The 13,000-nt window shown below is 58.8% G+C and carries 10 protein-coding genes; 1 reads left to right on the forward strand and 9 read right to left on the reverse strand.

What is annotated here, in order from left to right:
• Positions 1-10: 10 nt before the first annotated feature.
• The 7 genes from priA to ACFSKT_RS17905 form a co-directional block, all read right to left on the reverse strand.
• Positions 11-2,497: a primosomal protein N' gene (priA, locus tag ACFSKT_RS17875; RefSeq protein WP_377719632.1), complete on the reverse strand. Its 2,487-nt coding sequence runs from the start codon at positions 2,495-2,497 to the stop codon at positions 11-13.
• Entirely contained in the window at positions 2,494-3,708 is a 1,215-nt protein-coding gene (gene coaBC, locus ACFSKT_RS17880) for a bifunctional phosphopantothenoylcysteine decarboxylase/phosphopantothenate--cysteine ligase CoaBC (protein WP_377719631.1), read from the reverse strand. The genes priA and coaBC overlap by 4 nt, the downstream gene beginning before the upstream one ends.
• A 155-nt stretch (positions 3,709-3,863) precedes the next feature.
• A complete protein-coding gene (gene rpoZ, locus ACFSKT_RS17885; protein ID WP_377719630.1) occupies positions 3,864-4,073 on the reverse strand; it encodes a DNA-directed RNA polymerase subunit omega in 210 nt (69 codons plus the stop codon).
• 13 nt (positions 4,074-4,086) lie between these two features.
• Positions 4,087-4,704, reverse strand: a complete 618-nt coding sequence (gene gmk / locus ACFSKT_RS17890; protein ID WP_377719629.1) for a guanylate kinase — start codon at positions 4,702-4,704, stop codon at positions 4,087-4,089.
• A 14-nt stretch (positions 4,705-4,718) separates the two neighbouring features.
• A complete protein-coding gene (remA, locus tag ACFSKT_RS17895; protein WP_020615370.1) occupies positions 4,719-4,979 on the reverse strand; it encodes an extracellular matrix/biofilm regulator RemA in 261 nt (86 codons plus the stop codon).
• A 342-nt stretch (positions 4,980-5,321) separates the two neighbouring features.
• The gene (dapF, locus tag ACFSKT_RS17900) at positions 5,322-6,158 is read right to left on the reverse strand and encodes a diaminopimelate epimerase (protein ID WP_377719628.1); all 837 of its coding nucleotides are present in this window, start codon (positions 6,156-6,158) and stop codon (positions 5,322-5,324) included.
• 174 nt (positions 6,159-6,332) lie between these two features.
• Complete coding sequence (locus ACFSKT_RS17905; protein WP_377719627.1) at positions 6,333-9,137, reverse strand: calcium-translocating P-type ATPase, SERCA-type; 2,805 nt, start codon at positions 9,135-9,137, stop codon at positions 6,333-6,335.
• A 156-nt stretch (positions 9,138-9,293) separates the two neighbouring features.
• Here ACFSKT_RS17905 and ACFSKT_RS17910 point away from each other — a divergent pair, with 156 nt between their 5' ends.
• On the forward strand, positions 9,294-11,099 hold the full coding sequence (locus tag ACFSKT_RS17910; protein WP_377719626.1) for an Rqc2 family fibronectin-binding protein: 1,806 nt from the start codon (positions 9,294-9,296) through the stop codon (positions 11,097-11,099).
• A 109-nt stretch (positions 11,100-11,208) separates the two neighbouring features.
• Here the strand turns inward: ACFSKT_RS17910 and ACFSKT_RS17915 are convergent, their stop codons facing one another.
• Both ACFSKT_RS17915 and ACFSKT_RS17920 read right to left on the reverse strand, forming a co-directional pair.
• Positions 11,209-12,060, reverse strand: coding sequence for a PHP domain-containing protein (locus tag ACFSKT_RS17915; protein ID WP_377719625.1), 852 nt, complete (start codon positions 12,058-12,060; stop codon positions 11,209-11,211).
• Positions 12,051-12,962: a selenium metabolism-associated LysR family transcriptional regulator gene (locus ACFSKT_RS17920; RefSeq protein WP_377719624.1), complete on the reverse strand. Its 912-nt coding sequence runs from the start codon at positions 12,960-12,962 to the stop codon at positions 12,051-12,053. The genes ACFSKT_RS17915 and ACFSKT_RS17920 overlap by 10 nt, the downstream gene beginning before the upstream one ends.
• Positions 12,963-13,000: the final 38 nt, after the last annotated feature.

Here is a 13,000-nt window from a genome sequence, read left to right on the forward strand (position 1 = left end):
TAACGCCGATTTATAAAATGACTTGCGGATCGACGTCGACGCTAATTTGGACGCTTGCCTTATCCTGCGGGCGCGCAACGGCCGCGACCGCCTCCCGCACGATGCCGACGGCATCAACATTTCCACGATATTTTACCATACATTGAAACCGATAGCGATCCTTGATGCGCGGGATCGAAGACGCCACGGGACCGAGAATTTCGATGAAACGCGAGCTGAAGCCGCCCTCGCCTAACGCCCCAACCTCTTCGGCGGATTGACGCAGCAGGGCAGCCAACTTGTCGCCTGCGTTGATCACCTGCGGCAGCTGTTCATGCGACAACGTGATCAGAATGAGACGGCAGTAAGGCGGATACGCCATTTGGCGGCGATGGCCAAGCTCCTCCTTGACGAACGAATCATAATCGTGGTGTTGGGCGGTCGTAATCGCGTAATGCTCGGGATTGTAAGTCTGGATAATGACCTCGCCCGGCAATTGATGGCGGCCGGCGCGGCCGGCGACTTGGGTAAGAAGCTGGAACGTCTTCTCCGCGGCGCGGAAGTCCGGCAGGTGCAGCGACGTGTCCGCCGCGATGACCCCGACTAGCGTCACGTACGGAAAATCGAGTCCTTTGGCGACCATCTGCGTACCGAGCAGCACGTCGGCTTTGCGTTCGCCGAACATCGTCAGCCATTTCTCGTGCGACCCTTTCTCGGTTGTCGTGTCCACGTCCATCCGAATGACGCGGATGCCTGGAAACAGCTTCGACAGTTCTTCCTCCACGCGCTGCGTGCCCGTCCCGAAAAACCGGATATGCTCACTTTCGCAGCTCGGACACGCGGTCGGCGATCCTTCGGCATGGCCGCAGTAATGACACCGCAGCACGCGCGACTTCTGATGATACGTAAGCGCGATATCACAGTGTGGACACTGCGCGGTATATCCGCAGGCTCTGCACATGACGAAAGTGGAATACCCTCTTCGGTTCAACAGCAAAACCGACTGCTCGCCCCGCTCCAATCGCAGCTGCAATCCTTCATAGAGCGGCCGGCTGAACATCGCCCGGTTACCGCCGCGAAGCTCTTCCCGCATATCGACGATCGTCACCGGCGGCATCGGTTTGCCGCCGACGCGTTCGGGCATCGGCAGCAGCGCCGCGCCTCTGCCGTCGCTCGATGCGCCCGTCAGCGCGGCGGCCGTGTAGCTTTCGAGCGAAGGTGTAGCCGAGCCGAGCACGACGGCGGCGCCATGCTGCTTGGCCCGTCTTACGGCTACATCGCGAGCATGATATTTCGGACTTTCCTCTTGCTTATAGGAAGATTCGTGCTCTTCATCGATAATAATCAAGCCAAGTCGTTCGAAAGGCGCGAAGATCGCGGAACGCGCGCCGATCGCGACACGTGCCCGTTTCTCCCGGATTTTGCGCCACTCGTCGTACCGCTCCCCGCCCGATAGACGGCTGTGGAGCACGGCGACTTCATGGCCGAATCGTCCTTTGAACCGTTCGACCATCTGCGGCGTTAGCGAGATTTCCGGGACGAGGACGATCGCCTGCTTCCCTAAATTCAAACAATGCTCGATCGCTTGCAAATAGACCTCCGTCTTCCCGCTCCCCGTCACGCCGTGGAGCAGAAACACGCGCGGTTCGGCGACGTCCAATGCCTCGGCGATCTGGTCATAAACCTGCTGCTGCCCTTCCATGAGCGGAAGCGGCTCCGTGCGGCGGAATGACCGGCCGGCATAGGGGTCGCGATCCTGCTCCACCTCTTGAATGACAAGCAGCCCTTTATCGGCCAACGCCCTGACGGTGGACGAAGTGGTCGACAACGTCTCGATCAGCGCTTGCAGCGGAATCGGGTCTTCCTGCCCGATCATATAACGCAATACTTCGCGCTGTTTGGCCGCGCGTGCCGGAATAGCGGTTAAGGCAAGCTCCGCCTCCTCCCGGTTAACGGGCGGAAAAACGGTCAGCACTTTGCGCACCGACAGCCGGTCTCGTATCGCTACCCGCTCGGTCAAGCGCCCTTCCGCGATCGCCGCCTTCACGTCGAGCGCCGAATCCGGAAATCTCGCCTGCAGCGAAGCCAGTTTCATCTCGCCGCCCTGCTGTCGAATGAAATGCATCCATTCCGGTTCGAATAACTCAGACGCCATCCTGTCCGGCGCGATCGCCACATACGACTCCGCCTTCCCTTTCAGCGCGGACGGAAGCATGGCCTGCAGCGCGACCGTCAGCGGACAGCAGTATTTCTCGCTGATCCATTGTCCTAATTCGATCAAGTCGGGCGAGAGCGGAGGCAGATGATCGAGCAATTCCGCGATCGGCTTCAGCTTGGAGCGGTCCACATCGGCATGATCCACGATTGCGATCACGAAGCCTTGTACGACGCGGCCGCCGAACGGCACGCCGACCCGGCTTCCGGGCTCGACCCAACCCGCGAGTTCCACCGGCACCTCATAATCGAAAGGCCTGTCGGTCTGCCGGCTAGGCACATCGACGATGACCCTGGCGATCATGCCTGCTCCTCCTTACCGCCCGTTCGCGCCACGATGTGATCGATAATCCGCTCGGCAACCGCGCGCTTGGCGGATACGGGCAGCTTGTCGACGAGCCCTTCCGGCCCGTAGATGGCGACTGCGTTCGTATCCACGTTAAATCCGGCGCCTTCCTGCGTTACGTCGTTGGCCACGATCAGATCTAACCGTTTGCGCTGGAGCTTATCCATGGCATAATGCTCGACATTGTCCGTCTCGGCCGCGAATCCGACCAGAAATTGACCGTTCTTCCGCGCTCCGAGTTCGGCCAAAATATCCGTCGTGCGTTCCAGCTCCAGCGTTAACTGCTCGCCCTTTTTCTTGATTTTCGATGCTGACCGATGAACCGGACGGTAATCCGCGACCGCAGCCGCTTTGACGACGATGTCCGCATCCGGATACCGGGCGGTGACTTCGCGCAGCATGTCCTCGGCCGACTCGACCCGGACGAGCCGAACGCCGTTATCCTTCAGTTCCGCCGTCGTCCTTCCGGCGATAAGCGTCACTTCCGCGCCTTCCGCCCGCGCCGCCTCCGCGATGGCGAAACCCATTTTGCCCGAAGAATCGTTCGTCAAATAACGGACCGGATCCAATCGTTCAATCGTGCCGCCCGCCGTCACGATGACCCGCTTGCCCGCAAGCCGCGGTGTACGGCTGAACCATGTTTCCACCGCATGGACGATATCTTCCGGTTCGGCCAATCGTCCTTTGCCGACGTATCCGCAAGCCAGCTGTCCCGTACCCGGTTCGATGAACCGAACGCCTCGGTCGGCGAGCACCTGCATGTTGCGTTCCACCGCGGGGTGGGCATACATATGTACGTTCATCGCCGGCGCCGCCAAAATCGGGGCCGTCGTGGCGAGCAGCGTCGTGCTTAACATGTCGTCCGCAAGTCCGGTCGCCAGCTTGGCCAAAATATTCGCGGTCGCCGGCGCGATGACGACGAGGTCCGCGCTGTCGGCCAAATGAATATGGGAGACGACCTCCGGCTCGAATTCATCGAACGTATCGAGATAGACCGGATGGCGCGATAACGTCTGAAGTGTCAGAGGCGTAATGAATTTCGTTGCCGATTCCGTCATGATGACACGCACGTGCGCGCCGGCTTGAACGAGCTTGCTGCAAATCGACGCCGCCTTAAATGCGGCGATGCCGCCCGAAATGCCAAGTACAATCGTTTTTCCCCTCAGCACCACATTTCGTCCCCTTCCTTTTGGAGGATGCCTCTGCAGAAGCCGCACGCTTCGCGATTCACCTCATATCTAATCCAAACGACCGAGATCCGCACGCGAAATCAAAAAAATAACAACCGCAGTGGGTTGTTATCGGTCTTGCTCATATCCAGCTGTTACTCGTCTTTCTCCGGTACGCTCTCTACCTGCACGTGGTCGCCGTAAATCTCTTCAAGCGCTACGCCGACTTGCTTATGCGATCGCGCTCCGCGAAGGTCGGACTTGACGCCATCGCGCAACATGCGCGCGCGGCGGGAAGCCGCCACGACCAGGGAATATTTGCTATCGACTTTCTTCATCAATTCGTCAATGGACGGATATAGCATTACTTCACCTCATTCATGCTTTCTCAGACGTGGTTTGCATTTCTTCGAGACCAGCCAAAAACCGATCCTTCCGGCAATGCTCCGCCGTAATGATACTCTGTATACGATGACAAGCAGCGTCAATCTCGTCGTTGACGACCGCGTAATCATAATAACGTATCAAGCTCATCTCCTGCTCGGCGACCGTCATGCGGTGGTCGATCACCTCGGCGTTCTCGGTGCCGCGCCCGACGATCCGCTGCTTCAGCACGTCAAGCGAAGGAGGAAGCAAGAAAATAAACACGCCTTCCGGGAACTTCTCTTTCACCTTGAGCGCGCCTTGTACCTCGATCTCCAAGATGACGTCTTTGCCGGATGCCAGCGTGCGCTCGACAAAGTCGCGAGGCGTGCCATAGTAGTTGCCGACGTATTCGGCATGCTCGAGCAGCGCGTCGCGAGCGATCATATCCTGAAACTGCTCGCGCGTCTTGAAGAAATAGTTGATGCCGTCGATCTCGCCTTGGCGCGGCGAACGCGTCGTGGCGGACACGGAATACACCAGGTCGCTTTGCTTATGACGCAGTACGGAACATACGGTTCCTTTGCCGACCCCGGATGGGCCGGATAATACGATTAACAATCCCTTATTCATAATACTCCCCGTCGCTATTCGTCATGATCGTCGTCCTTGGTGGACAAGCGATGCGCAACCGTCTCCGGCTGTACAGCGGATAAGATGACATGATCGCTATCCGTAATAATAACCGCGCGTGTGCGGCGGCCGTAGGTCGCGTCAATCAGCATGTGGCGGTCGCGCGCCTCTTGGATGATACGCTTAATCGGCGCCGATTCCGGGCTCACGATCGAAATGATACGGTTGGCGGACACGATGTTCCCGAAGCCGATGTTGATTAATTTAATCGCCATGTCAGGTTCCCCCTCCGGTCTTCCTCCAGCATAATGGCTGCAAAGAAATAATAAAGATACGCAAGAATGATAAGAAACAGCGAATCTGCCATATGTTAGAAAAAGCAGAACCATTGCACTATTCTTGACGAAAAAAGTCCGGAGCATACGTTCGACCTTCCGGCTTATGCGCAGCCCGCAAACGGGCCGTTTGCCTGTCCAGGACATGGCTATCCCCGGAAGCGAGTGCATTCATTGCTCTATCATAATTCATTTTGGGATGTTGAACAAGTGTAAAAGCGCATGAAGGAGAAAAACCGAGCTCGCGCGATCAGCGGCCCGTTTTCTCCCATTCTCACTTCTTTATCTAGACAGCGTACCGCGGTACACCTCGGCCGCCGGTCCCGTCATATACACATGATTATTATCTTCGTTCCACTCGATAAGAAGGTCGCCGCCCTTCAGCGAGATAACCGCCTTGCGATCCGTGTAGCCGTTCAGGACAGAGGCGACGAGCGTCGCGCAAGCGCCGGTGCCGCACGCCAGCGTCGGGCCGGCGCCGCGTTCCCATACGCGCATGTCCGCGTAATCCCGCGAACGCACGGTCGTGAATTCCACGTTGATTTTGCGCGGGAACATCGGATGCGCTTCGAGCTTCGGCCCCCAAGTCGCCAAATCAAACGTCAACGCGTCATCCACATAGATTACGCAGTGCGGGTTGCCCATCGATACGGCGGTGAAACGAAATTCCCGCCCGTCGACCTCGATCGCCTCGTCCAGCACAGGGGTCGCGTCCACCGTCGTCGGAATTCGCAGGCCATCGAGAATAGGCTGTCCCATATCGACGCGAACCTGAACCGCCTTCCCGTTCTCCACCGTTAGCTGCACCTTTTGCACGCCGGCGCCCAGCGTCTCGACCGTAATTTCTTCCTTGTCCGTCAGTCCGCTGTCATAGACGTACTTGGCTACGCAGCGGATCGCGTTGCCGCATTGCTCCGCCTCGCTGCCGTCGGAATTGATGATGCGCATTCGGAAGTCGGCCGACTCCGATGGAAGAATATATACCATGCCGTCCGCGCCGATGCCGAAAAACCGGTTGCACAATTTTTCGGCCAGTGCTGCCGCGTTAGCCGGAAGTTCGGGTTCGCCCGCAATGACGATAAAATCGTTGCCGAGTCCATTCATTTTCGTAAAGTTCATCGTTTGCACTCCTTCAAAGTTGGGCGGTCGCTCTGATTTGCTATTAGCATATCGCAAAGAAAGTCGAAACGCTATTCATAAATTGGCACATTATTTGCACTCTGTTACCGTCTCTCGCCATGCGCCGCCACGCAAAAAAGCCGTCCCGCGCACGGAACGGCTTTGCATATCAACTTAAGCGGCAGGCTTCGAAGGCGCGAACGGCCGCCCTTGGTTGGGCTTGTTCTTTTTCTTCTTCTCCGTCGTGCCGAGCACGCTGCCGATACCCATGAGGAACGTCGGGATGCCGGCGGCGACCAAGACGAGGCACCATTCGCGGAATCCGATCGGCACCGTCTTGAAGATCGGTTGAAGCGGCTCGATGTACAGCACGCCGATCATGAGGAGCAGGGACGACAGGACCGCCAGCACGAGATATTTGTTTTGGAAAATGTTGCGGTGGAAAATCGAGCGCGAGCTTCTGCAATCGAACACGTGGATCAGCTGCGCCATGACGAGCGTGGCAAACGCGACGGTCTGCGCTTCTACGAGCTTCGCCGGATTGCCCGGATCTTCGCGCAGCGTCAGCCAGAAGGCGCCCAGCGTGCAGACGCCGATGAGAATGCCGCGGCTGATGATTTTCCAACCGAGCCGCCGCGCGAATATATTCTCCTTGGCCGATCGCGGCTTATGCTGCATGAGATCTTTCTCCGCCTGGTCGACGCCGAGCGCCATTGCGGGCAGTCCGTCCGTGACGAGATTGACCCACAAAATTTGGATCGGCACGAGCGGAAGCGGGAGACCGGCCATCATCGCCAGGAACATCGTCAAAATTTCACCGACGTTCGATGCGAGCAGATAGCGGATGAATTTGCGGATATTCTCGTATATCCCGCGTCCTTCTTCGATTGCGGAGACGATCGTCGCGAAGTTGTCGTCGCTCAGCACAAGCGACGATGCTTCCTTCGAGACATCCGTACCGGTAATCCCCATCGCGATGCCGATATCGGCCGCTTTGATCGCCGGCGCGTCGTTCACGCCGTCACCCGTCATCGCCACGACATGTCCCTTGCGCTGCAGCGACTTGACGATGCGCAATTTATGCTCCGGAGACACGCGCGCGTACACGTATACGTTGTCCACGACGCTGTCGAGCTTCTCGTCGTCCATCGCGGCAAGCTGCTGACCGCTCAGCGTCTGGCCGCCGCGCGGGATGATGCCGAGCTGTGAGGCGATCGCTTCGGCCGTCAGCTGGTGGTCCCCCGTGATCATGACCGTCTTGATGCCGGCTCTGCGGCAGGTCGCGATCGAATCCCGCACTTCTTTGCGCGGCGGGTCGATCATCCCCGTCAATCCAACGAAGATGAGCTGGCATTCCACGTCTTCTTCCGACTCGTGACGATCGCTCTGGCGCAAATCCCGGTAGGCGAACCCCAGCACGCGAAGCGCCTGCTGCGCCATCGACTCGCCGGCCGCATTCACTTTCTGCTTCAGCGTCGGCGTGAACGGAACCACTTTGCCGTCCCACAGCACGTAACTGCATTGTTCCATCAACACGTCCGGCGCGCCCTTCGTGCACACCAAGCGGCCGCCTTGATGGCTGACGAGCACCGACATCCGTTTGCGCTCGGAATCGAAAGAGAATTCCTTCTCGCGCTTGTACAGGCCCTCGAGCGACTTCGCCGACACGCCGAGCTTCGCCGCCAGCACCGTCAGCGCGCCTTCGGTCGGATCGCCTTTCAGCGTCCATTCCTCGGCCGCGGCGACAGGTTGGCCGCGCTTGCCGCGCTTGGGTTCTGGGTCAGGCTCGTTCTGGATCAGCTGCGCATTGTTGCACAGCGCGGCGACCTGGAGCAAGCGGCGGAGCGACTGGTCCTGCTTCACATCGACCGGTTTGCCCCCTTCGTACACCGCCCCTTGCGGCTCGTAGCCTTCGCCCGTCACGTCCATTTCACGGCCGCCGATCCACATCTTGGTCACCGTCATTTTGTTTTGCGTCAGTGTGCCCGTCTTATCTGAGCATATGACGGATGCGCAGCCTAACGTCTCGACGGAAGGCAGCTTGCGGACGATCGCACGGCGTTTGATCATCCGCTGCACGCCGAGCGCCAGCGCGATCGTCACGATTGCCGGCAAGCCTTCCGGAATGGCGGCGACGGCAAGGCTTACCCCGGCCAGGAACATCTCATATGGCGGCTGACCATGCAGAATGCCCGCCGCGACGACCATCACCGTCAATCCGAGCGCAACGACGATGAGGATCTTGCCCAACTGCTCCAACCGGTGCTGCAGCGGGGTCTCCATCGATTCGGTCTGCTGGATGAGCTCCGCGATTTTACCCATTTCCGTGGCCATGCCCGTCCGGATGACGATCCCCTTCGCGGATCCCCTCGTAATCATCGTCCCCATGAACCCCGTGTTCTTCTGATCGCCAAGCGGGATGTCGTCGGCGGAGATTGGCTGGGCATGCTTGCCGACGGGCACGGACTCGCCGGTCAGCGCGGATTCCTCCGCATAGCAGCTGCTTGTCTCGATCAAGCGCAGATCGGCGGGGATTCGGTCGCCGCTCTCCAAGAAGACGATATCGCCCGGCACGAGTTCGCTCGCCGGAATGGCCTTCACGGTGCCGTCGCGGAGCACTTTGGCTGCGGGCGCGGACAATTCCTTGAGCGCCCGCAGCGACTTCTCGGCGCGAAACTCCTGGATGAAACCGAGAATGGCGTTAATGACGATGATCGCCACGATCGTGATGGCGTCCAAATACTCGCCCAGCAAGCCGGATACCAGCGTCGCCCCAAGCAGCACCAGCACCATGAAATCTTTGAACTGATTGAAAAACAGCGCTACCGGCGAAACTTTCTTTCCTTCGGAAAGCTCATTGCGTCCCCCGCTGGCAAGCCGCTCCGCCGCTTCGGCCTGCGAAAGCCCGGAGTCCAGCGAAGCGCGCAGCGTCTGCGCAAGCTCCTCCGTCCCCAATTGATGCCACTTCCGTTGTTCCATGCCGCGTCTCCCTCCCGTTACTGCCGCCGCTAGGACAGCCTTCATGCCTAAATCTATTCGGACAACCCGCAAAATATCCCAGCCCGCCCTTAAGTTTTTGGCCAATCTATGGCATGATAGGGAGATGACATACGGTTAAAGGAGAATTCGAACGCCATGGCACTAGACGGAATCGTAACCCGTGCCGTCGTACGCGAGCTGCAAACGCTCGTTGGCACGCGCATTCATAAAATACATCAACCTACCGAGCATGACCTCGTGCTGCAAATACGAGGCGGACAGACGCCAGGCAAGCTCCTCATCTCGGCCAATCCGACCTACCCGCGCATGCACTGGACCAACATGTCGTTCATGAACCCGCTGGAAGCGCCGATGTTCTGCATGCTGCTGCGCAAACATTGCGAAGGCGGCCAGATTGAAGAAGTGCTGCAAATCGGCACCGAACGCATCATTCATATCCGCGTACGCCAACGCGACGAGCTCGGAGATATCGCGCTCAAAACGATCGTCGTCGAGCTGATGGGCCGGCACAGCAACATCATCCTGCTCGATCATGCGACGAGCACGATCCATGACGGCATCCATCACGTGACGCCTGCCATCTCCAGCTACCGGATCGTCATGCCGGGAGCCGCGTATACCGCTCCGCCCGAGCAAGGGAAGACCGACCCGTTCGCCGTGCAGGAAGAGGCGGCCTTCCTGGCGGCGCTCGAGCGGCCGCTAGTCCAGGCGGTCGACGAGGACGAGGAGGCGCCAAAGCCGCCTTCGAACTTGGAGCAGCTGCTCGTTGCGGCGTTCAGCGGCTTAAGTCCGCTGCTGGCCAGAGAGATCGTGCATCGCGGCGGAGCAGAAGCCGCGTCGGGTACGCTTGGCCCCGAGAGCGGCAAAGCCGTATGGCCGGCTTACCAGGCGATGATGGCCGAATTCGCCGCTCATCGTTACGCGCCGAACATCGTGGAGCCCGGCGAAAGCGGACAACCGCGCAAATCCGTCTTCTCGGTCGCGCCGCTCACGCATCTTGCGCTTGGCAACGCGCAGACATTCGATTCGATCAGCGGCTGCCTGGAAGCGTATTACGGAGATAAAGCCGAGCGAGATACGGTCAAGCAGCGCGTCTCCGACTTGTTCCGCTTCCTGCAGAACGAGCGGAACAAGAACGCCAAGAAGATCGAGAAGCTGCAGGAAACGCTCGTCGAGGCAAGCGGGGCGGACAAATACCGCATTCTCGGCGAGCTGTTGACGACCTACATGCACCAATTCCAGCGCGGGGACGCGTCGGTCGAGGTGATCAATTATTACGATGAAGATCAAAAGCCCGTCGCGATCGCGCTCGACCCGCAGCTTACGCCGTCCGAGAATGCTCAGCGCTACTTCAAACGGTATACGAAGCACAAAAATTCCTTGGAAGCCGTCGCGATCCAGATGGATCAAGCTCGCCAAGAAATCGTCTACCTCGACGCCTTGCTCCAGCAGCTGGAGAGCGCTTCGCTCGCGGACATCGACGAGATTCGAGAGGAACTCGTCGAGCAAGGTTATTTGCGGGACCGCGCCAAACGCGGCGCCAAAAAGCGCAAGAACGCCAAGCCGTCGCTGCTGTGCTACACGTCGAGCGAAGGCATTCCGATTTACGTCGGCAAGAACAACACGCAAAACGATTATTTGACGAACAAGACGGCCGGTCCGAACGAAACCTGGCTGCATACCAAAGATATTCCCGGCTCGCACGTCGTCATTCGGGCGACCGAGTTCGGGAACGCCACGCTGGAAGAGGCAGCCATGCTCGCGGCGCATTACAGCCAAGCCCGCTCGTCCTCCCTCGTGCCGGTCGATTATACGCTCATTCGCTACGTCAAAAAGCCAAGCGGCGCCAAGCCCGGCTTTGTCATCTACGACCACCAGAAGACGTTGTTCATTACGCCGGATGAGCAGCGGATCAAATCGTGGCCGTCCGTGATCAAATAGACGTTCTCCGAATCGCAACCCATAACGAAAGGCTTCCGTCTCCCTTTCCGGGAGCTCGGAAGCCTTATTTGTCTTGCTCGTATTTCGCACCCATTCATCTCGAAAACGCCTAGATCCGCCAAGCCGGGTTTAGCTGTCTCAACACGGCCGCCTCCACCGTACGGTGGCCAATCGGTCCGTGGAAGACGTCTTCGCCGGCGCGAACGCCGTGAAAATCGGAGCCGCCCGTCACAATGAGTCCATATTGACTGGCAAGCTTGCCGTACTTCGCTTCATCCTCGGAGGTGTGATCGGAGTGATACACTTCGATGCCTTCCGCGCCGGCGCGAATAATCGCTTCAACCAGAGCATCGTTCCCATAAATGCCGGGATGCGCGATCACGCTCGTGCCGCCCGCCTCCCGAATCCATTCCAACGCCTCGAACGGCGACAAACGCGGCGCGCTCGCATAAGCCTGGGCACCCGCGGCCAAATATTTCTCGAATGCCTCTTGCGTCGAACCGACCTCGCCTCGGGCTACGAGCACCGCAGCAATATGGGGACGTCCGATCGTCCCGCTATCCTTCCCGGCGCGGCGGGCTTCGGCGATGACGTCCGCCATCGTGATCGCAATGCCCAGCTTGCCTAATTTCTCCAAGATCAGCTCGTTGCGGCGGTTGCGACCGTTCAGAAGGGTTCCGAGCTTCTCCCGCCAGCGATCACTGCGCCAATCGGTGTAATACCCGAGGATGTGGATGTCGCAGCCTTCGGCGAACGTGCTGATCTCGACGCCCGGGACGACCGCGATGCCAAGCCGCTCCCCTTCGTTCACGGCTTCCTCGATGCCGTCGACCGTGTCGTGGTCCGTTATGCCAATAGCCGCCAGCCCCGCGGCCTTGGCCATCCGCACATTGTCCGCGGGACGCTGCAAGCCGTCCGATGCGGTCGTATGCGTATGCAGATCCGCCAAGTTTACAGCCATTGCTTCAAATCCCTCTCTCTTAAGAAAGTCAAGAACGTGACGGCCGAGATCGGCAGCAAGGCCGACTTCAAGTAGATCGAATAAAATTGCCGCTTGAACGTAATATCCGTGAGCGGAATCGTGTGGATCAGCCCGAGCGCAACCTCGTGCTTGACCGAAGAAGCGGACAGAAAGGAGATGCCGAGCCCCGCTTCGACAGCCGATTTGACCGCACCGGTACTGCCCAGCTCCATGACGATCTTTAGCTTGGACGGATCAATATCGTGGCTGCGCATTTGCTCCTCCATGACAAGACGCGTGCCGGAGCCTTGTTCGCGAAGGACGAACGGGTAGGCGATCGCGTCGGCGATCGACACCTCCGCGGCCTGCGCGAGCGGATGCGTTTTGTCCACGACAAGCAGCAATTCGTCGCTCATGACGGCCTCGGTATGGATATCCGGGTGGTTGACGGGGGCTTCGACCAGCCCAAAATTTAACTGGTGCCCTAAAATATCTTCCATAATTTGAGATGTATTCATCACTTTCATGCTAATGGCAATGTGTGGATACTCCTGGCCGAAAGGACCCAGCAGCCGCGGAAGGATATACTCGCCGATGGTCAGGCTGGATCCTAGCTGCAGCCTGCCTTTCAGCTGTTTCGTGAATTTGGACATATGCGCGTCGGTCTCCCGGATCAGCTCGATGCTTCGCATGGCGAAGGGCATCAGCGCGCGGCCGGCTTCCGTCAGATCGATTCTTTTGGTCGACCGCTGAAGCAGCTTCGTGCCGAAATAGTCTTCCAGCGATTGAACCTGCATCGTAACGGCCGGCTGCGTCATGTGCAGCGCCTGCGCGGCCGCAGAGAAGCTCCCCCGTTCGGCAACGGTATAGAATATGTGCAGCTGGTGAAAATTAAGGGCCATCGATGCTACCTTCCTTCCTATCTCTGCCCTCCATTATA

This window comes from Paenibacillus xanthanilyticus, assembly GCF_042682185.1.
Taxonomy (GTDB): Bacteria; Bacillota; Bacilli; order Paenibacillales; family Paenibacillaceae; genus Paenibacillus_Z; species Paenibacillus_Z xanthanilyticus.